The organism is Acidobacteriota bacterium, assembly GCA_030697165.1.
GTDB lineage: Bacteria > Acidobacteriota > Vicinamibacteria > Vicinamibacterales > UBA2999 > 12-FULL-67-14b.
In genome coordinates, this window is record JAUYQQ010000022.1 from 96304 (window position 1) to 116664 (window position 20361).

The 20361-nt window shown below is 61.3% G+C and carries 21 protein-coding genes; 1 reads left to right on the top strand and 20 read right to left on the bottom strand.

Annotated features, from left to right (window positions below):
- Window positions 1-133: 133 nt before the first annotated feature.
- From Q8T13_20045 to Q8T13_20060, 4 genes are all read right to left on the bottom strand, one after another.
- Window positions 134-712 (bottom strand): sigma-70 family RNA polymerase sigma factor, encoded by a 579-nt coding sequence (locus Q8T13_20045; GenBank protein MDP3720059.1) that lies wholly within the window; start codon window positions 710-712, stop codon window positions 134-136.
- 511 nt (window positions 713-1223) lie between these two features.
- Complete coding sequence (locus Q8T13_20050) at window positions 1224-1604, bottom strand: hypothetical protein (GenBank protein MDP3720060.1); 381 nt, start codon at window positions 1602-1604, stop codon at window positions 1224-1226.
- Window positions 1605-1842: 238 nt separating this feature from the next.
- Entirely contained in the window at window positions 1843-2949 is a 1107-nt protein-coding gene (locus tag Q8T13_20055; GenBank protein ID MDP3720061.1) for a DUF932 domain-containing protein, read from the bottom strand.
- A 125-nt stretch (window positions 2950-3074) separates the two neighbouring features.
- Window positions 3075-3665 (bottom strand): hypothetical protein, encoded by a 591-nt coding sequence (locus Q8T13_20060; GenBank protein ID MDP3720062.1) that lies wholly within the window; start codon window positions 3663-3665, stop codon window positions 3075-3077.
- Window positions 3666-3716: 51 nt separating this feature from the next.
- Here Q8T13_20060 and Q8T13_20065 point away from each other — a divergent pair, with 51 nt between their 5' ends.
- Window positions 3717-4073: a hypothetical protein gene (locus Q8T13_20065; protein ID MDP3720063.1), complete on the top strand. Its 357-nt coding sequence runs from the start codon at window positions 3717-3719 to the stop codon at window positions 4071-4073.
- 202 nt (window positions 4074-4275) lie between these two features.
- Here the strand turns inward: Q8T13_20065 and Q8T13_20070 are convergent, their stop codons facing one another.
- The 16 genes from Q8T13_20070 to Q8T13_20145 form a co-directional block, all read right to left on the bottom strand.
- Window positions 4276-4596 carry a hypothetical protein gene (locus Q8T13_20070; protein MDP3720064.1) on the bottom strand — a complete coding sequence of 107 codons (321 nt, stop codon included), beginning with the start codon at window positions 4594-4596 and terminating at the stop codon, window positions 4276-4278.
- Between the two features lie 619 nt (window positions 4597-5215).
- Window positions 5216-5539, bottom strand: coding sequence for a hypothetical protein (locus tag Q8T13_20075; GenBank protein ID MDP3720065.1), 324 nt, complete (start codon window positions 5537-5539; stop codon window positions 5216-5218).
- Window positions 5511-5771, bottom strand: a complete 261-nt coding sequence (locus Q8T13_20080) for a hypothetical protein (GenBank protein ID MDP3720066.1) — start codon at window positions 5769-5771, stop codon at window positions 5511-5513. The genes Q8T13_20075 and Q8T13_20080 overlap by 29 nt, the downstream gene beginning before the upstream one ends.
- Entirely contained in the window at window positions 5758-6771 is a 1014-nt protein-coding gene (locus Q8T13_20085) for a hypothetical protein (GenBank protein MDP3720067.1), read from the bottom strand. The genes Q8T13_20080 and Q8T13_20085 overlap by 14 nt, the downstream gene beginning before the upstream one ends.
- Window positions 6772-6880: 109 nt before the next feature.
- Window positions 6881-8737 (bottom strand): hypothetical protein, encoded by a 1857-nt coding sequence (locus tag Q8T13_20090; GenBank protein MDP3720068.1) that lies wholly within the window; start codon window positions 8735-8737, stop codon window positions 6881-6883.
- Window positions 8734-9243 (bottom strand): threonine transporter, encoded by a 510-nt coding sequence (locus Q8T13_20095; protein ID MDP3720069.1) that lies wholly within the window; start codon window positions 9241-9243, stop codon window positions 8734-8736. Before Q8T13_20095 ends, Q8T13_20090 begins: the two co-directional genes overlap by 4 nt.
- Window positions 9240-10319, bottom strand: coding sequence for a hypothetical protein (locus tag Q8T13_20100; GenBank protein ID MDP3720070.1), 1080 nt, complete (start codon window positions 10317-10319; stop codon window positions 9240-9242). The genes Q8T13_20095 and Q8T13_20100 overlap by 4 nt, the downstream gene beginning before the upstream one ends.
- 807 nt (window positions 10320-11126) lie before the next feature.
- Window positions 11127-12134 (bottom strand): ATPase, T2SS/T4P/T4SS family, encoded by a 1008-nt coding sequence (locus Q8T13_20105; protein ID MDP3720071.1) that lies wholly within the window; start codon window positions 12132-12134, stop codon window positions 11127-11129.
- The gene (locus Q8T13_20110) at window positions 12131-14134 is read right to left on the bottom strand and encodes a type IV secretion system DNA-binding domain-containing protein (protein MDP3720072.1); all 2004 of its coding nucleotides are present in this window, start codon (window positions 14132-14134) and stop codon (window positions 12131-12133) included. The genes Q8T13_20105 and Q8T13_20110 overlap by 4 nt, the downstream gene beginning before the upstream one ends.
- A 12-nt stretch (window positions 14135-14146) precedes the next feature.
- Complete coding sequence (locus tag Q8T13_20115) at window positions 14147-14431, bottom strand: hypothetical protein (GenBank protein ID MDP3720073.1); 285 nt, start codon at window positions 14429-14431, stop codon at window positions 14147-14149.
- A gap of 457 nt (window positions 14432-14888) precedes the next feature.
- On the bottom strand, window positions 14889-15881 hold the full coding sequence (locus Q8T13_20120; GenBank protein MDP3720074.1) for a hypothetical protein: 993 nt from the start codon (window positions 15879-15881) through the stop codon (window positions 14889-14891).
- Between the two features lie 908 nt (window positions 15882-16789).
- On the bottom strand, window positions 16790-17077 hold the full coding sequence (locus Q8T13_20125) for a hypothetical protein (protein MDP3720075.1): 288 nt from the start codon (window positions 17075-17077) through the stop codon (window positions 16790-16792).
- A complete protein-coding gene (locus tag Q8T13_20130; protein MDP3720076.1) occupies window positions 17074-17775 on the bottom strand; it encodes a VirB8/TrbF family protein in 702 nt (233 codons plus the stop codon). The genes Q8T13_20125 and Q8T13_20130 overlap by 4 nt, the downstream gene beginning before the upstream one ends.
- 175 nt (window positions 17776-17950) lie before the next feature.
- Complete coding sequence (locus Q8T13_20135) at window positions 17951-18805, bottom strand: type IV secretion system protein (protein ID MDP3720077.1); 855 nt, start codon at window positions 18803-18805, stop codon at window positions 17951-17953.
- An 18-nt stretch (window positions 18806-18823) separates the two neighbouring features.
- Window positions 18824-19615 (bottom strand): hypothetical protein, encoded by a 792-nt coding sequence (locus tag Q8T13_20140; GenBank protein MDP3720078.1) that lies wholly within the window; start codon window positions 19613-19615, stop codon window positions 18824-18826.
- A gap of 12 nt (window positions 19616-19627) precedes the next feature.
- A complete protein-coding gene (locus Q8T13_20145) occupies window positions 19628-20332 on the bottom strand; it encodes a hypothetical protein (GenBank protein MDP3720079.1) in 705 nt (234 codons plus the stop codon).
- Between the last annotated feature and the right edge of the window lie 29 nt (window positions 20333-20361).

Consider the following 20361-nt stretch of genomic DNA (forward strand, 5'->3'; position numbering starts at 1 on the left):
TATGTCGCTGGGCTGTTGCGGCCCGCAGCGCTACCCGGTCCGGATGCGGTTGCATCCTCGTCTCTGGCGCGAAGCAAAGCAGTCAAAGGACACCTTGGCGTCATCGTCACAATTTGGACACTCAAGGTCGCAGTCACTTCCCCTTACTCCATTGCTCTCCACCCGGCTTGGAAGAACTTAGCAACTGGCGAAGTCGGCATTTGGCTCGGGAGTAAACAGTGTCGACCGAAGGAACGGAGCGACCCAGCAAGTGCGAGATCTCGAAACTTGAGAATCCAGCTTGCTTCCAGAGGCAAATGCGGCGCTCTTCGGCGCTTAGCCTGCCCAGTATCTGGCGCAGCAGAATCCGTTGCTCCACTTGCTGAGGAGTTGCACGCACGGCGGGCTCCGCAGTCAGCAAGGCCTCGCTCGCTCCAGGTTCGAGCGTCTTCTGAGTCAGGCGGACCGAGCCTCGGCGCATGAACGAAGTCGCAACACTGCGAACAGTTACCCACGCGTAGCCATGGAGATTCGCAAGTGGCCCAGCGCGCTCCTGCCTGGCCACGATCCGGCGGCCGGCCTCCTCCAATACCTCGACGAGAGCCACGTCGTCCTTCAGCGCCGGAAACTGACGTACGGCTCGTGCCGCCAACCGAATCAGTGCCGCCTGGATTGTGGTTTCGAGAAGCTCCCCATGTTTACCTAGCAGTATCAATCGACGCGCATCATTCATTTCACCCGCCGCAGGTCCATCGACTGGGGAGTCGTCGGAACCTTCGTGAGACAACGTTTTGCAATGCAACGGCCAAGAGCGACTCGCAGAATGCCGAACGATTCTCGATCCACCGTGCGGCGGCGTCACCGGCGTCGGGTATTGGCTACCCGCCAAGAGTGGGTAGCCGCTTCTCGTTCGAGTAGCGACTACTCGCGACCGACCACGACCTTACGAGAGCGGGTCACCGCGCCCGGCTAGTGCCGACTCCAGCGGTGGCTTCCGCGCGCGCCTTACCGAGCGCGCGGCGGTAGACACGTTCGGCCACCGACTGCGGGACGCGCAGCACTCGATACCTACGGCGGCCTGGCTGCTGTCTAACCCATTCGGTCACGCCAGGCTCATGCTGAACGATCTGCCGAACGAACTCGCTGGATAGGTTCCACATGGTTGCCAGCTCGGCGACCGTATAGTGGCGCTCCGCAAAAGGCTCGTCGATTCCAGGTGATGCGGTGTCCATCGGCGGTTCTCCTTAGGACGTCGCGATGCGAGTTGAACCCGCCTTCTGTGGGCGCTGGAGGCGCCGCCAGAGCCATTCCTGCAGAGTGTTGAATCCGACCAGCAACGGGTCGGCCGGCGTAAGTCGATGCGCCTGGGCCCTGCAGCTTGCCTTCTGCCACGACAGTTCGGCTGTATCGATGAGGATTAGCCGCGCCGGCGTTCTGGCCTTGCTGGCATGCAGCGGAGCCGAATCCAGCGCAAATGCGATCACGTTGATCAGTGGGCCCTCGTAGAGGGTCAGTGTGGAGGGTGCGTCAAGACTTGCCGGTGCTGTTGTAACAAAGGCGTGATACAGCCGCGTCTGGCGGCCAATCGTGACCTGGATGCTGGGAACCGAAGATGTATCGGACATGGCGATAACCTGCAAAGGTGATCGGAGTCCGATGCCGGGCAGGTGCGCCGGGACATCGCATAATTGCTCCAATGGCTCGACGAGTCGTCCGTCAAGGCCGAAGCCTGACGAAGTCAGGTCGAAGCAAAGCGAAGAGCCTTGACGGCGAGGAGGCGAGCCACAAAATCTGGAGTGCGATGGCCCGTCAACCGCGAGAAGGTCCGTGCGGGCACTTGGCCCGCACGGTGAAATGCCACGGTCATTGAACCGTGGCCAGCAAACTTCCAGCAGCACGGTCCAGGACAAAGCGGCCGTCCTGCCACGGTGTGCGCTGACTGAGCCTGGTGAGACCCTGAACGTAGCCCCACACTGAGCGGGGGTTGGTCTCGGTCGCCTCGGCGATGTCATAGGCTTCAGCAGCGTGCTTCTGCGGCAGATCGAGCCGCTGGGTCACGCTCTGGATAACCTGCTCCCGGCTAGGGGCGATCTCTGAGGCAGCCGCCTTCGCGATCACCGCCGTGTCGGCATCGGTGTCAGCATCCAACGCCGCCCGAACACCCTGAAGGGAGTCGGACCAGGCATCCTGTATCGACGCGCCGATATGGCGCCGCCGAAAGCTCGCGACATGTTGGAAGCCCCAGATGATGTGGTTTCCGCAGACCGCGCGGAAGAGGAACACATCAAGGGTCAGGGCTGCGGCGCCGACATCGCTATTGCGAAGGATCAACCCACGGAACAGCCCCGAGTGCGAGGCGTCCGTTGGATCGTTGATGTCGCGATTGCCGTCCACCAGGAACAGGAACATGTCTCGATCCCCCAGGTATGCGCCGGTCGGAACACGTTCCGCGCCGAACACACCGTCCTTGTAGCCGAGCGGCAGGTGCCAGGCGGGATGCGTGGACGTCAGGTCGAGCATCCGGCTAGCGAGCTCGTCGTGGTGGACGCGTGCGTATCGAGGCGATGTCATCGCCCTGACGGTCCATGGTGCGATCCGGTCGGCAAACAGCTGATGCTGCAGGCGCGGTTGTCGCTGTAACCCATGATTGATGGCCGCTGCGGCGATCGTCGCGGGTAGGGTGCGGAGATACTTCGGCGGCGCGCCTGCGATGGTGGCGAGCTGTTCGAAGCTCCAATGCGTTAAGGCTGCGGGCTGAGCGCATCCGCTCCGCAGAGCCAGACGATCGTCAGGCCCGGCCTGTAACGCGATCTCACGAGTCTCAACACGATGCTCGTCAGTCTGGAGCCGCCGATTGTGGGCGGCTTCGTAGAGAGCGCGAACGGAATCAAACCGTTCGTCGGGCGGCCGGGTAGCCCACTCCTTATGTGCAGTGAGCGCGTTGACAGCCGATACACCAATACCGTGCATGGTCTTACTCCTTTGAATGTGGCCGTTATGGCGACAGTGGTGAGTAACTCCGCATCGGGCGATGCGGAGGAGTGGCCGGAATGGCCACGGCGAGAGATCAGACGCGAAGCTCAGTGCGTGATGGCTTACCTGCTCGGCACGGCGAACTCGCGACGAAGGTTGAACGGACCAACCCGCCTCGTTACCAAGGCACCAAAGATCACCAGTTCGTGAGGGCGCATGTCCCGCCGCGAAGACAACCGGTGCTCGCGCAGTTTGACCGTGGCGTCGGGCAGGGCAGACTGCAGGCGCTTGACGACGGCCCACTGGCCCGCGGTCGCGCCGGTCGCGTCCGCGGACTTAACCATCAGGTCGGCTGGCGCAACAATTACGTTCGCGTCGCCGACCGTGTCGCGCAGGTGCGCCTGGAGTCTCTCGGAGCCGTCCATCTCGTAGCGGGGCAGTTCCGCGACGGCCTGAAATGCCTCATCGGTCATCGCCGCGATCACTTCGTCCAGCGGCAGAACCCCAGCCGCCGAGCGTGCCTGCTGTTCGGCGCTGCCCCTGAGCGCGACCCATTCGCGAGCGGCCGCGGTCTTCTGCTCGTGGAGCGCCAGCTGGTCGGCGCGCTGGCTCAGGTTGCGCTGGCGCCGAGCGGCCAAATCCGCACGGAACCGCCGATGGGCCTCGGCGGGAACTTCGCGCGCTGGTCCGACATCGGAGGTGACATCGAACATCACTCGGCCATTCGGTGTAGCTAGGAAGCACCGTGAGGGACTGGGAGCAGGGTGAACCGTCGCCCGCTGTTTGGGGCTGGACAGGAACTCGAGCGCGGCCTGGGAACGGCGATCCTGGTCGGCTTCTCGCCGCTGAGAGCGCCAAGTGTTTCGCTGAGCCTGGAACAGCCGCTCGAGCTCGTGATTCCTCGCCGCATCCCGAAACAGATCTTCGACCGTCGGCGGCGCGTCGTAGGTCGGAAACGCGTCATGCCGAACGACGCGTTCGTTGGCACCCAGCTCGAATCGCGGTCGCAGCTTCAGTCGCGCGACGCCCGCCGTATCGACATCGACCAGGTGCAACCTGGAGATGGGAACTGGAATCGTGAACTGCTGGCGCCCGCGGCCATCCCCACCGGTGAGCAGTGAGGCCTTTCGACCCGCCTCGGAGAGGTCATAGGTGACCGTCACACTAAGCGTTTGGGCCGCGTCGGCTGGACGCAGGTGCGGGTGTGGTCTCTCGGCAGTGGCGCGAACGGCGGTATCCATAGTCAAGTCCTTCGGTTACGGAATGAAGTCGGCTCAAGCGGCCGGGCCCTAAGGCCCGACCGCCAGAGACGTATTGGACGCGTCAGACAGGCTGCTCGACGCGGCTGTACGCGTCGAGGATGCACTGCCGAATCGCGTCCTGCACACCGGCCTCGCCATTTGCGGGGCGCAACAGTGAGAAGCTGCGGCGTTCTCCGTTCACGGAGTACGTCCGAGCTGGAAACGTCACGTTCTTCCCTCCGGTTGGACGTTCCCAAACCGCGAAGCCGAGAAGACGCAGACCGCTGAACGGGCCGCTACCGGCTTCGAAGATCACCTCCGCATCAGCCAGCTTCCCCTTGGGACTGCCGGATTCGTTACGGAGAATCTTCACAGACACCACTTCGCCATTGCCTTTGGACATGATGGGCCTCCTGAAAAACGCTACGGGCCTGAACCGATAGCGTTGGCTACGTTCGCGTGTGTCGGTATGACGCACGGAACAAGGGCGGGACGCACGAGCCAATGAGGCGCGAGCGTGAACGATGAATCGCGGCGACTTGGAGCCGTCGCCTATATCGTCTGAACGCGCGATTCTATTGAAACCTTACAAGTCGATTACCTGGGAGGACCCACGCTTCTCCAGATGGAACCCGCTGATGACGTGGTTGCGCAGCATCGAAGCAATCAAGGCTAGCGAAGCGCGCCCTTGGATGAAACAGGGCGGCTGACCCGCTGACTAGGGGTCAATGACAATTCCTAAAGCTTATTGGCTCGCGAGCGGCTTTCGATGGTCGGATGTTTAGTGCTCGCCGCGTTGGCAGCCACGCCGCTGTCAACGCCGCCGCAAGGCCTGCCAGTATCACAGCGCCAATGACGACAGTCGGATTGCCGCCGCCATCGTCAGTTTCTCTTCGTGCGCGCTGGCCGGGACGCGGGGCGGCCCGGTGAGGCTTGCCGAATAGAGCGTGGTCCGCGCCGCGCGCGGATTCGCCGGCACACTGCTACAGATGCCAAGCCTGTCTATGGGGACCGGGTGCGAATTAGAGATCGGCCATCGGCAGTATCGGCCCTGCCTCCATCCCCCAGGGCCGTTGCATTCCGAAGTTAGCCGGAACCCGGATGTCGCGGCCACCACTACGGAAATCAACATCTACATAATCACGCGGCCATTCATGCGCCAGGAAGCGCGCGTCCATGGCATTGAAGATCCAGTTGTCAGTCAGGCCGGTCGTCGCGACAAGCGACCACGTATCAGTGCGGCCTCCTTCGAGTTCACGGCCTTTGACAAGGGCCTTGAAGGCGGTGCGCAGAGTGACACATCGTTGCTTGTGCTCATCAGATGGCAGTTCGCCGGCCGCGCGCATCGCAGCGATTAAGCCCGGCCCCCGTGAGCTTGAACCCGAGGTCACCGTAATTGTCGGGCCGAATCCACATCCGCTCTTTCAAGTCGAGCCATGTGGTTTGCGGTACACCACTAAACAGATCGTCGTCGACTGCAAAGCGCACCGCACCTATCCACAATTGGCCGAGCTCTTCACGCATACGCCAAAGTGCCGTATCGATCGACTCGAGGCGGGCGCGGCTAGAGATTGTCACTGGGGGCATTCTCAGGCGGCCGCCCTTCAGACGCTTGCTCCGAGTCAGGTTTGGATTGTGGTAATGGGAGGCCAAAGGACGGCTCGTGCGGCCATTCGTAGGACTGGCCATTTACCATCACACTCGAATCGCCGCTGTCACGGGATTCAGCGAGCCGGTCGTAGAAGTCCATATCCCAGGGCGCGGGAAGGAAGATGATGTGGCGTCCAACACGCGCACAATAACCATGCAACGATTCAGGCTGGCGAACTGTCACGAACGTTCGCTCAGTCCAGTCGTGCTCCCCCGGAGTCGTAACCATCCAGAGACGAATGTGCTCCGCCTCTGGATCGGCGATCTGTCTGCGTACCGGATCGAGTGCGGGAGAGAAGATGTAGCGATATCCCATGCACGCAAACGCAGCAAGGTACGCCGTTCGCAACCAGCTTATCCGTGCGTTCCTCTCGGAGTGCCTGTCGCCGCTGAAATCGATGTTGATGTCTGAAGGCTGACCTGCGGCGAACTGGGTGACGGCCCGAAATCCTTCCAAGGCACCAGGTTTCTGATACTTCTCTTTGTTGATCTTGATCGCCAGTACGCCTTCTTGGTTCTCGAAGCTGGCCGACAGTGTGTGCCCCCCTGCCGTGACGTTGACAGCCAGCGGCGTGGTCGGCCGTCCCGCGAACACGTCGCCCGGGTTCTCCCGGCGCCTTGCGTGCGAATCGAGAAATGCACCGGCCCTGTGGTTGCATTCGGCGCAGGTGAGAAGCAGATCCCGGCCGGCGAAACTCTCGGGTGGCACGTGCTCTGAGGTCAGCTCGCCAGACCCGACAGCGCCTCGGCGAAGCATTCGAAATGAGTAACGGCCTGTAACCTCGTCGCGGCGGATGCAGAGGGGGCACACATAGTAGGGCTCGGTCAGCTCGTCGCCCGTCGCCGTCTTGAATGACGGGAAGAAGGCGCGCGCGGCCTCCGCGCCACGGTCGAACCACCGAAACTTGGTTTCAGGACGGACTGCCATATCTCTATTTTACGTGTCTGGTGACGGGTGAGCTATGTAACCAAACAGGACTATGGGGGGGGGGCGTCGGAGCCGTTACGGCTATTGGAGCCGGTTAGCTACGATCGCATCATGAGGGTGCTGAAACTGGTTGTGCCGGAGGCAACGGAATGAAGCCCCAACGCCCTTCAGCCGTGCCGGTGAAAAGTACAACGTGAGCGGCGTCACCGAGATCGGCTGGCGGCTCGTCGTTCTCCAAGATGATAACTTGCATTTCAGTGAACACCTTTGAGACTTCTCGGTAGAAGGAGTCCTTGACGCTGGCCGGGAACTCTTCCTCGCCCGGATCGGGCTCTCGGTATACGACAAGGGGAGAGTCAATCAACACCATCGCAGAATACGGCTTACCCTCACCCTGAAACAGCCGCAAGAGGGCGAGATTGAAAGCAGCGTGTGTGATGGCGCGAACGCCTTTCCCATGGCTTCCGCGAGGTTCGCCCGAAATAACTACATCGAGCTTCTCTTCGCTGAAAGTTACTCGGTCCAAGTTCGGGAAACGCCAATCCCGAAGAAGCCGCTCGGTTTCCCGGCTGAAGTTTTCAGCAGCGCCGCTGCTAACAGCGATCTGTGCCGGCTCCTTCTTCTGCTTAGCCCGCGGCGCTTCAGCCTCACCCAAAAGCCTTTCGTATTCATCGACGCGCCCCAGAAGTTCTAGCTCCGTGTAAATTTTGTCTCGCTGCAGCTGAAGTTGCCGGAATTTCTGCACGGCTGCCTGCAGACGAGGCTGAAATTGGGTTCGGAGTTCTAAAGCTGCTGCGTCGAGTTCCAACTTCCACTTCCGACCGCTCGCTGCGAGCTGCTCAATCTCTGCGCCATTCGAGGCAAGCGTCGTGGCGAGATCGCGCATCAATGCCGCCGTCTTCTGCGCCTCGGCGCGCGAGGCGCCAGCGACATCGACCGCTGCGGTATCATTATGTTGATGCTCTTGCACGTGATGTTCTGGAAGGGCGCCGCAAACCGGACACCTGTCCTGTTTCATCTGACCAAGGCGGAAACCCGCTTCAGCGACGGCCTCTAGCCGTCGCAGATCGGAGCCATATTGCTGTTCAAGAAGCTCGAAGCGCGCCTGCAGCTCCGTCAGTACATTGCTGCGTGATTCAATTTGGCGAAGTTCATTCCACGCCTTACGGCGGCGCTCCTCAATGGCCGCGACGCCAGCCTGCTCGGCTTCGAGTTCGTTGTTGGCCGCGTCGATTGATTCGTCTGCTCGCGCCAACTGCTCGCGCTTATCTTCGAGGGTCACTTCGAGTTTTCTTTCTTGAAGCTTCTCGCGGGCTCTATCCAGCAACGCCGCCAGGACTTCGGTCTTGCCTTCTGTCCGGCCTTTTAGGACTTTCGGATCGACCTTCGCGATTACACCACTGTCGTCGGTTCCAGTGAGCAGCAAACGGAACACACTGCTCTCAACCGTTTCGTGAATGAATTGGCCGCTCAAAGCGGGAGAGCCTTTTGTAACGACGGACAGCTCGTCCACGATAACGAGAGGGGCGATGTCTCGAAAACTGAGCATGCGGGTCGTGCCCCTGGAATTCATTCTGACCTTCCTGCCTTCTAGCCCACAAAGTGTCAGCAGGAAAGCGGAGACAGTGTCAGGATCATTGGGATCATGCTTAGCCGACACCGTACGCGGGTGGTGGCCCATCGCCTTGATCCCAATGTCACCGCCCCGCAGGCCTCGTTCGAGCGTGTAGAGGGTGCCGTCTGGTCCCTCTATATCGAGGAAAATCGATGTGTATGGCTCTGCCTTCTTTATGTCCCTTGGGGCGGTCCCACTTCCTAACGCGTAGTCGATACATTCGACGATGAACGTCTTTCCGGTATCAGACGGGCCGGCGATAACATTCAATCCTCGCTCGAACGTTACTTCGGCACCTTCGACCCTGGGCCCGGAGAGGAGCAGGCGCTTGAGGATGAATCCAGTGCTCATGCCTGTTCCTCCGCCCACAACACTGACTCAAGCGCGAATTCCGCTCCCCATTGACCGATGTGCTGGCGCACCAACGCGTCAAGCTCGGTATCGCTCAGCGCGCTAAACCCCTCCACCACCCAATCAGCCCGGTCGCGCAAGCCTGCGACGTAACTCGAACTCAGCACATCCAGAAAGGGTGCGGATTGATCCGTCGCCGCGTAGAAGACGCCTGAAGTGGTGTAGACGGTGTCAATCAGTCCGCGGCTCTGGTAGAGAAGTAGCCCAGATTGCAATACGCCTCGGCGTACGAGAATCTCGCCGCTACGGTGTGGTGTCTGCGGGTGAAGCCCGGGCGGGCCTCCTGGGATGTCATCTGAGTGCACCACCAAGTAGTCAAAGACGACCAGTCGTTGCAGTGAGCATGGGGTAGGGAATCCAGCCGATAAAAGGCATAGCATCCGCAAGCCCGTTTCGATCGGCGAATTGAAGGGCGAAGTTCGCTCGCGCGCGATGTCGTCCGTCACTTCACCCACCGGAACTTTTGATCGTTCACCATCTGATGGCAGATGCCACCGCGATCGCGCATGGACATGCGACCGTGGACGGCGTGAGAGGTCAAGGGCAGAAGTCGCGCTGTTTTGACTACGGCGACGACTCGGCGGTATCCATCTTCGTGCCGGTCGTCTCGCAGATCGTCGGCAATGCCGGTGTGAAGATCGTCTTGCAGACGCTCGTACGCGCCGGGTGGCAAGGTATCTCGAGAGAATGTTCTCAGCGATTCTGCGCTGTAGAACTCAAGTCTCGCGTCGCCATAGTGTTGTCGCAAATCGTCCGAATCAAGGTCGTCAACTACGCTGACGGGCTTCTTAAGATGGTCGCCATAAGCAGCCAGCAGTTCCTGTACGAACACAGTCTCGTGGACGGCAGGCGTATGCGGTGGCATTGCGTCGGCCGGGCGTTCCGGCAACCCTCCCCCAAACCGCGCCACGTGCCAGCGCGTCTTGGCGTGCCCATCCAGGATCCGTAGCGGCGGAACGTAATCGAAGATTGAGAAGTCAAGGCCCGCGATGTGCGCTCGCATCTCAGTGTCGAGCTCGATCGTCTTTGCCTTCGTGATCTTCGTTCGGCAGTGTTCGGCCCAGTTATCCAAAAGACCGGCGCGAAGCTTATCGGGCTTCTTAAGTAGTTTCGAAAGCTTCTGCCCGGCGCCTAGCGGAGCAACGAAGAAGTATCGGCGTGGATAGGCATACTCGCCGCGCTTTGTGTAATAAACGAGCTTCCCAAGCTCAATCCAAATATGGTGCGGGGCAAGAAGTTCCTTGTAGTGCTTGCACTGATAGTTGTCCCATGCGCCAGTAGCAGGATCGACCATCGCAATGACGTCTCGCCCCATATCGCCCGCGCCGCCGCACCGCTCCACCCGCGGATACTCTTTCGCGAGAGAATCAGCCCACTCCAGCACAAACTCTTCCCATTGGGTATCGCTGAATATTTTCAGGTGATCAAGGGCCGGGACCAACTTGCCGAATGCGGTGACGTCGCTGGAAACGTTGGCAGGCTCTGGCGGTGACGGGATCGGAGCGGATGGTAGCTTGGACATGCGCGTCAAATCACCGCGATGGCGTCTTGGGCGCACGAACGGCCAAACCTACTTGTGCCTTTTGTCTCAATGTCCCTATGGCTCATCTGCATTCGCAAGAGCCTATGGCCCCCACTTCATCCTGTCAAACGTTGATTAGAGCCGGGACGTGCTCACCGTAGTTGAACGCTCACGCCCTCAGCCTGCATGCGCTGCGAAACGAATAGTTCCGTTTGTGGCTAGGGCTCTTCGTGAGTATTGCTAGGTTGGCTTCTAACTGCGAGCGATGCGAGTGGCGGCGGTGATCGCAAGGCGACCAGAGTGAGTCGCCGAAAGTTAAGGTAAGTAGACTTGGCTAACTCTTTGTGAGAATCAAGTGGCCAGTGAACGTCGCCGCTTGGCAATCCGTGCCGGTAAAGTCGGCTTCAATCCGGCCGGTCTCCGCACGTCCGACGCTTCCAAACGTGCCTCGGCATCCGCGCGGCGACGTGAACTCACCCTGGGTGCTGATCTGAGCTGGTGCGGTGTTCCCGGGAGTGATCGCCGTCGTGCCGGTCGTTGTCATGGTCAGCCACGAATGGTCCGAGTGCACCGACGTGCGGAAGGACTGCAGGTTTGTCTGCGGGAGCGCCTCAAAGGTCCACTCCATCGCGCCACTGGTTGGAGGCGGCGCCTGAGGATCGCCAGGGTTCACCTGCAGAACCAGGGTCCCGCGCCACGTTCCCGTCAAGAACGATGTGGGAGCTGATGGACTGGTGGGACCCGGTGAACCTCCACCGCACGCAGTCAATCCGAGAAACAGCATTGGCGCCAGCCAGGCTCTTGTCGTCATGAGTCCTCGCTTTCGTGGGGAGCCATTTCATCAAACACCCAAAATCGATCGAGTTCAAACTGATCCGTTGGGCCGCAATAGCCGGAGACGTGCAAGGCTTCGGTAACGATCCGCCGCCCGGATCGGCGGTCGATGTGAACGACTAGATCGATCGCCAGGGCAATCGCCTCCCGCGTGCTGTGGTGAGGCAGGCCGACGTTCGCTGCAACCACGCAATGAGCCAAGCGGGCGAGAGCTTGTGTGGCGGAGTTCGCGTGGATAGTGCTGAGGGCGCCCTGGTGGCCGGTATTGAGCGCTTGCAGGAGGTCAAACGCTTCCGCTCCCCGGACCTCGCCCACAAGGATGCGGTCCGGCCGGTGCCGCAAAGTTGCTCGCAGAAGGTCGGCAATCGTCACCGCCGGCAAAGGGGCTTCCTGCCCGAGCGGTTGCTGCAGGCGACGGGCCTCGAATCGGACTAGATTGGGCTTGTCGATCCGGATCTCTGATGTCTCCTCGATCAGCACAATCCGATCGGTTGCCGGGATGGTTGCGGCAAGGGCGTTGAGAAGCGTTGTCTTTCCCGTCCCGGTGCCGCCGGATATCAGGATGTTCTGGCGCGTGCGGACAGCATCCACCAGAGTGTTCGCCAGGTGGTCAGGCAACGTTCCAGACTGGACGAGTTCGTCCAGCGAATAGTGGTGGGTGAACTTCCGCACCGTGAGTGTCGGTCCATCGACCGAACACGGCGGAAACATTGCTGCTACGCGCGAGCCATCCTCAAGTCTGGCATCGAGCGCGGGTTGGGCCTCCGAGATCTCATCGCCGCAGGCCCTGGCGATGTTCTTGATCGCGACCGTCAGGCTGCGGGAGTCCAGTGTGCGATCGGCTACCGCCTCGATGGCGCCGTGGCGCTCGACGAAGACCTGCCGGCCGCCACGGTTCACCATTACCTCCGTAACCGTCGGATCCCGCAGAAGATCCTCGATGGGCCGCAGAAAAGGAAGGATCCGGTCCAGGCTGCTCACAGGGCGCCTCGTTCGAGGTGATCGAAATAGCTCGTTTGCACATCCAGGTAGTGCGGTTTCAGATAGCAGAACTGCGGGGGTAAGGGATTCACGCCGTCGTAGGGCAGGACGATGGCCTGCGCGTTCTGCAACTGGGTGAAGACCCGTGGGGCAAAGATGTGTTCGTGGGTGGGTGCGTAGCTCTTTGTCGCGGTGATCGAATGCTTGTTCGCGGCAGCGCGGCCGGTGAGCAGTGAAATGTGAGCCTCGCGCCCGGACTCGGAGAGGCTGTAGTGCGCCTTGAGCTTGTCATGCCGCCCGCACAGGTCGGCGGCGTTTCGGGCCGTGAACTCGTCGCTGGTGGCGAGAAACACTTTGTTACGGAAGCACTGCAGCAGCGTCCTCCAGCTCTCGTCTCCGGGAAGGACCGACCGCAGTGAGCTGATGCTTTGTGTGGCAACGATCGGAATCAATCTCGCCTGCCTGGATAGCGCGAACGTGCGCTCGTCGCCGGTCGGATCGGTCTCCCCAACCGTCGCGAACGCATGGTACTCGTCGCAGATGAACATCAGGTCTCGCCAGGCCTTGCCCGGTTGCGAACTAATCTTCGGAATGCGCTGAAGAACGGCTCGCTGAAAATCCAGCTTCAGCATCACGCCGATGATGCGCGCGAGCCCTGGATTGGCGGCAACAGGAAAGTTCAGAGCCAGCACGCGACCGGCATCGAGGAGCGTATCGATGGGAGGTAAGGGTGTGGGCTCGCCCGGACTCAAAGTTCCGGAGTAGGCGCGACGCGGGGGACAGAAGGCCCGGTGGACCGCAGGGTTATCGTCGAACAGTGACAGGAACACGACGATGCCCTCTGTGATCGACGAACGCAAACGTGTGTCGAGACGACTCCAACCGCCGGCGTACCAGCGCTCGACGGCTTCCAGCTGATGCCTCCGATCGGCCCAGCCGGCGCCTTTGGCCTTTCGCACTTCATACGACGCGCCTCTGCTGTCCAAGAACGTTTCGAGCTCGGCGTCATAAGGGTGCGCCATATGCTCCGCATCGTCCTGGAACCAATGAGCCCAGGAACGCTGCAGGTCCAGCAGTTGATACTCGACCGTCGGCACGAGCACTACTTCCGGAACATCCGACAGTGACACCTTCAGTCGCCGGATGTCGCGGTCGATCTGCGAATCGTCCAGCACATAGCGGTAGACATCGGAGAGGGTGGTGTAGCCGTCGCTCAGACGCCGCAGCAGGATCACGAACTTCAACAGGTCGGTGTACGCCTGTTGCCAGAACGGCTCCTTTGACTTCCCGAACAAGTTGTTCAGCAAGGAAGCAATCGCGTAGGCCACGGCATACGGGTCAAGGTCGTTGTGAAGCGGGTTGTAGCAAGTGCCCGTATCCAACCCGATCTCAACGTAGTCGTCGGCACGACCCGCGTCCGTTAGCATCCTGCGGACCTGCAGACAGAAATCGCCCTTGACCTCCATCACCAGGCCACCGATCTTCCGCTCTTGGTCCTGGCTGCGCCACCTCACAAGCTGGTCCACGTAGGGATACATGCATGCGGAAGTCTTTCCGGTTCCGATGGCACCAACGATCATCGTTCCCGTGTAGAGCCCGCGTTCCGGAATGATCAGCCACGTCGGTTCGGCGGCCCGACCAATCGTGGTGGGATGGTGGGACTCGCCGAGTATTAGCGATGGGGCTGGGCGAGTCTCGGGAGATGGGTAGGGCGGTAGCTCGCGGAACCGCATGCGCGGTTGCTTGCGGTAAAGGACGATTGCCGTCAGAGACAAGAGAAGGGACGCCACGTGGAAAGGCGTTGAGAACCACATGGCGGCGTACCCGTAGCTGATCACTGTGAGGACATCTGGCCGGCGGCTTGCGATCGCGGCGAGGAATGGCTCGTCCGGATTAACAGGAAACGCGTAGAGCCCTGCCGATCCGACCAAGGCCGCCGTGGTCAAGGCAATCAGGGCCCTCGACTCAAGGAACGCGCGCAGGCTCGACGTTGCCAGCACTGAATGGACTCCTCACGCACCGCTGGCAGCAACGGGAGTGCGACGCCGCCCTCCGGGAGCCCGAGCACCGCGCGCACCAGATGCGCTCGGAACGAATGTCTCACTGTGGGTCGCACGCCACTGCAGGTATTCCTTGTCCCTGGCGAGCACGGTGTCGATCACCTGATTCAGGACGTACTCGGTGGACTCGCCGATGAAGTGCGCGTAGGCGTACAGCGTCTCGTTGGTTTCGTAGTCGAGACGCGTCCGGTGCCGCACCAGTTGCTTCCCGCGAGTGCGTGGCTTGATCAGTGTCATGGGCATCATCCTTCCCGTCGGCGGAACGACAAAGAGGGCAGAGGCGACTGCCTGAAACAGACCGCCAGTCTGAGTGAACGGCGAGGGCAGGCCGCGACCAACGCCGCGACTGCATCTGGCCATGAATCTCCCGTAGACCTTACCGACGCCGGCTGGGCGTGAGCGACCCCCCTTGGACGGACCGTGGGCCACCAAACCCACTTTTGAGGGGGGTCGCTCACGCCCAGACTCCCCTAATTGCGGTCTGTTCGGATCGCGGAGGGCGGCAGAAGGCGCCGCCCCATCAGCCAACGACTGCTCAAGCCCAAGTCCGGACCACGCAACGAGTTGGAGGCGCCGCCCGCGATTCCTGGCTAGAGGCTTTCGACGGAGGAAGCCAGGATTCCGAGCCTCGCCGAGGGGGGAACATACTCCTCCGATTTGCGTTCCCCTCCGTGTTCCCCCATTTCGACCCGCGCTATGCAGTGCCGACCAGAGTTCGCAAGTGGAAGTACGGGTGTGGCAGGACATGTGCTTCAACCTTTCCAGTGCCGCGAGCCATCGCGTCCGCCAGTGCCGGTGACGAGAGGTCGCTAAGGGCGCCCGCACCCTCGTTCCGCCACCGCCGATACAACAAACGAAATCGAGGCGTTCCGAAGGCCAGACGAGCCCGCAGGAGTCGCTCCTGGTCGGCTGCCGAGTCGTTCGCGCCCGTGCGCTGCGCCTCGAATAGCCACTGCAACTCCGCGGCTGCGGACAAGCGCATCGGGCTCAGCAGTTCTTGCTGAAACGCCGAAAGGTAGACCTGGCGAGCGGGCGCGAGGTGGGCCGGTATCAGCAGTCGCACACGCCACGCCGGGAGTCCTCGGAGGAGTTCCGCATGGCGCTGTAGAAACTTCCTGAAATCCCGCGCGTCATCGCCCGTCACCAGGAAAGTGAACACCCGCACTTGGCCGTCTGACGAGACTCCAATGGGCAGTTTGTCGGGGAAGTACCGCGTCGTGGTTCTGGGCGGTTCTCCGAACACCAACCGGGGCAATTCCTCTCGACGAATCGTGGTGCCGAACATACGAGTGAAATGCGCCAGCTTGTCCTGCTCGGTCGCCAGCCAATCGAGGTCGCGACTTCCAATTACCGCGTCGAGCAACATCAAGCGTTCGATGGCCGCCCCAACGGGAACAGGCTTCCGATTGCGGTTATTCTCCTGGCCGATTGCCTCATACAGGGAGCGGTGCTGAACGTGAAATATCCGCGTTCGCTGATAGGGATCGGTCGTGAATGAAGCATGCTTTCGCTCGAGTAGCGCAGAAAAGAAGTTTTGCGTCTTCTGGCCGCGGGCGATGCCACTGAACTCGCAGTACTGGCGCACCATGCACACCCCTGAGTGGAGCAAGACGGTCACCAGGAAGCGAGCCTGCCGGTCGGTATATCCCTTCGACGCAATCGCGGCAACGCGGTCCTCGAACGTCAATGGAGCATCTCCTCAGCGAGCCGAGACTCGCGGCCCCGGCCGCCTCGACCAGACGAGCCGGCGCTACCAACCCTGGCGGATCCGTATCGGTAACAGGTGAAACCTGCTGATACTTTCGCCGACGCATGACTGCCGCGGTAGTGGGGGGTGACGACCTCTATGTCTTGGTGACCCCGCTCGCCATCCGGACGGTCGTACTCGATGCGGAAGTCAGGAAATTTGACGCTGTCGTCGATGACGGGTAGGCCGTGCTCTTCGGCCCACCTGGCAATGGCCTCCCGATCGCGTCTTGGCTGCCCAGTCGCCCCGCGACGCCGGCGATTGGGGTCTTGGAGAAAGCTTTGGTATTCGCGTTTCAGCTCGCGATCCAAGGTGACTCTTTGGATTCGACACCCGTCCCGGGCCAGCCGCTCAGCGGCATCCAGATACGCCGGAAGCAGCCGGCTGTCGTGAGCCAGCTCGCGCTTCGTCGAACCAACGTGGAACGCCTGCGGCCTTGGCTGGTTGCGGTCGCCACGGCTACTCTCCAAGACGGCCCGCCCCTGGTCCGTCAAGGTGACGAGCGTGCATCGCTCACGGCCAACCACGTAAGCGCTGGTCGACACCAAACCGGCTTGGCGGAGGGGCTCGACGTCCTTCGACAGCAGCTCGCCAGAGCCCGCCAGTCGTTGAAGATCGTCCTCTCTGACGACGCGGAATGCGCCGACCGTGGCGAGGGTCCGAACCTCTGACGCGCGTAGTCTGCAGTTTCCAATGCGCTCACGTCTCAGACCGCTCGGAAGGTGCAGGTCGCGGCTGAAGACCTCTCGCGGATCAACGCCGCGGCGAGCCTCCTGTTCACGGAGACGGTCGATATCGCGGGCCTCAGATTCGCCTGGCTCTCGATCTCTTGGCATGCACTCTCCCTGCTATTCCGCTTGCCCTGGAAGCTGCGGCAGCGACGAGTCGGCGGTGCCTAGCTGGCGATCGAGGTGCAGCAACTTGCTGCCGGAGTCGCGTAGAAAGAGCCATCTAGCAAGGTTGTAGTAAATGGCGCAAAGGTTGAAGAACGTGACCAGGCAGGCCGCGCCAATCAACCAGCCATGACGCCGGAAGAGAGTCGCCTTGTATGGCGCCAGGAAACTGAGTTCGCTGGCCAGCCAGCCGGCCAGCAGGAAGACGGTAACGCCCGCCAAGAACGCGGTGTTCGCAATCATCTTCTGGCCTCGTCGAACGCCTGGTCGATTCGGAAGTAAACGATTTGCAGCCCGAGCGGGTTGACTCGCACAAACGCGTTCGGCACCTGCTCGCGCAGGACGAAATCGACTTGCGCGACGTAGGTCTCCCGGGACCGCTCTTGCCGGGTCCCAGGCGCGTAATGCACCTTCTGAAAGCCGATGGCGGCCTTGAAGGGCGGCCGGGTCAGCTCGGTCAGGCTGACGTTCTGGACGATGACATCGGTTTCATCAGCACCGGGATTGGTGACGAAGGACTCGATGCCGCGGGTTTGATCATTCTGCGCAATGGTGGCGTCAGCCAGCGTCGCATCGAGGAACAGCAGCGAGTCGGGATACTCGCGCTGAACAGTGGCCCGGATGCGGCTGAAGTGCTTGATTACGAACTGCGTCAGAAAGTACCGGAGTTCTGGTGGTTGTGGCTGGTATCGGGTCGCGTCATACTCGACGGCCTCCGCTCGCCCGACCGAATCAATTCGGATCACCAGCGGTTTTACTTGGGCGTATTTCGTCACGGTGTGGGCGTTGAGAGCCACCAGGCCGGCTGCCACCAGCGACACGAGGACGAGGGCAATCTTCAGATAGGAGTTCAGCACTAGCGACGAGCCGTACAGCTCCACGAACTGGCGCTTCGCGCTTTCCAGCGTCTTGGGATTGATGTCGCCAACGGTCGGATTCATCAGGTGCTCGCTATTGAAGAAGGTTCCAGCCCATCCAGATCACGCCCGCGACGAGACCCATTGCCCCAGCCACGATGAACCCTAGAACCAGCGCTCTAGATACCGCTCCAGAGGCCGGCAGTTCGTCGTCGTGGCTGCGGCCCGTTGGCCAACGTTTGGACATAGTCAACTCCTGCTAGCGCCGCGAAAATATCCGGCTGATGCTGACTCGGTTCGCCAAGGTGCTTTCTCCGCTCGATCCCGAGAAAATGGATTGGGTCAGCGAGGGCACCTGGAGAATCCCCATGCAAAAAGTGGCCACAACGGCAAACGCCTGCATCGCGTAGATGCCGTAGTCCGCCTGCGTGATCACGGGCGGCAACGTCGTGACGTAGCGGAAGATGAATTGCTCGAAAATCATTAGGAAAGCGATGGCTACGACCGGGATGAACGAATATTGAATGAACGATTTGAACCAGCCCCAGAACAGCCAGTCGAGCTTCGGGACAATGAAGAAAGGGACAAAGATTGGCCCCAGAAGTGCACATACCGCGCTGGCAATCAGTCCAAAAGAGATGACAGCAAGGGACACCGCCTTCGCGAATGCGATTAGAAACAAGACGGTCCAATAGATCAGGTTCGCAAGGATCGACCACGGATCGGGCTGCATGAAGTGAGCGGACAGCTCATCGAGGTGCCGATAGACGTTGTCGAAGGCGCGCGCCTGAAGGACCGATTGGAAGTACCCGGCCTGGTCCGTGATGAGGTTGCTGAACGACACGCCGATGCCCGGAAGGGGGCTCTCATAGAAGGCGATCAGGGAGTAGCCGAACGAGATGAAGAGGAGCAACTTGGCGAAATCAAACATCTGTTCGCCGAGGCCGTCCCCGCTGAACATCACCCTGATGCCGTGCCAGGCGATCAGGATCACGGCGAACGACAGAAACAGCCGGTATCCGAACCGCAGGAACTCCGGCTCATATGTCAGCAACAAGCTGGTGATCGCCTGCTGAACGGTCGGAATAAGGTCGAGCGATGGGTGCGTCGGCATGGCTTGGCTCCTATCCGATCAGGGCTGACGCCACGTCTGCAGGGCAGTGCCGGCGTCCGAGGGCCTGGCGCTTGCGGTGGCCTCGCGGTAGCGCCATTCCGACAGCTGCATGTTCATGGCTGCCGCGTGGGAATCCCGTTCCCGCTTGGTGTCGACCATGAGCTGCTCGACCAGGCCAATCATCAGGTTTGTGCGGGCCTGGCGCTGGCGGGCCGCAATCAGGGAGGCACCGCTAATCTTGTCCAGAACGGCGGTTGCGCTCTGCTCCAGGGTGCCGTTGGTCACATCTCCCTCGAGTGCCTCGATCGCACGCAGCTCGGCGCGACCCGCGTAGCGGATACGGCCGCTGTTGTGGATGGTTGCGACGCTGACGGCATCGGTGGCGTCAATCGTGGACAGTTGTTGCTCAAGCACCCTGCGAGCCACGGGCGGCAAACCCGCCGTGACTTCGTCGAAACCGGAAATCTGCTCTGTAACGCTGCGGTAGCCCACGCCTTCTGAGTCGCCGAAATCGAGAGCGGATTGGAACGCTGCGGCCACCTCGTCGCCGTCACCAGCGTAGCCAGGATGGGTGCGCCACCGAGGCGCGTCCGGGGCGCCGTACTTGCCCAAATCCGTGAACATGCTGAGCCGCTGCGCCCATCGGCGAAGCTGACCGTGTTGTGCCACCTGTGTCTCGAGCAGGTACTCCCTCAGCGTGGCGGTGACCGCATTTCTCAGCGTGACAGAGGTGTCGTGCACCACGATCTGGGCATGTCCAGGCGAGGCAGCGAACAGAATAGCGACCACAATCAGGGCGTGTTTCTTCAAGGCGATCTCCTTCTAGGGTTGACGCCACGTTCTCAGCGCATCAGAGCTGCCCTTGACCATGGCGTCGTTCGCACCCTTACCACTGCGCCACGTCTCCAATTGCATGTTCATCGTCGCGGCCTCGGCATCGCGGAGCCGCTTGCCGCGCGCGAGCAGTTGCTCAACGGCGTGGGACAGGAGCTGATTCGCGGCCATGTCCTGGCGCCGGCCCAGCAGCTCGGCACCGGCGACCTTGTCGAGGATGGCGGTCAGCTCGTGATACCGAAGCAGGCCGTTCATGACGTCATCCTCAAGACCTTGCACCGATTGCTGTAACCGGTCGCTGTACTGTCGAATGGCGCCTACCTGGTGACCGGCCATCATGGCGACTGAGTCTGCGATCTCCACCGTGGCGAGCTGCCTGGAGAACGCCCCCTGCGCCTTTGCGGTCATTCGGGCAGGTAGCTGCGGGCGCGACTCCAAGGGGACGGTGGTCGCCGCATAGGCCGCACCGGTCGGATCGCCGGAGTTCAGACCTCTGAGCCAGGGCCCGGCGTGCGACCAACGACCGAAGTCGTGCTTGGCGCCGGAGATCGGGGGCGTCCGGTACCCCTCCATGTTGCCCAGCCCTTGCGACATTCGGAGGATCGTTCGGTACTGGGCGGTCAATTCTTCCAGCTGTCGCTGTGTTCGTTGAGCGATCAACACCGCCTGTTCGAGGTTCGATGGGTCGATCACCGCGAGTTGGCCGCGGGCGGGCACCGCAG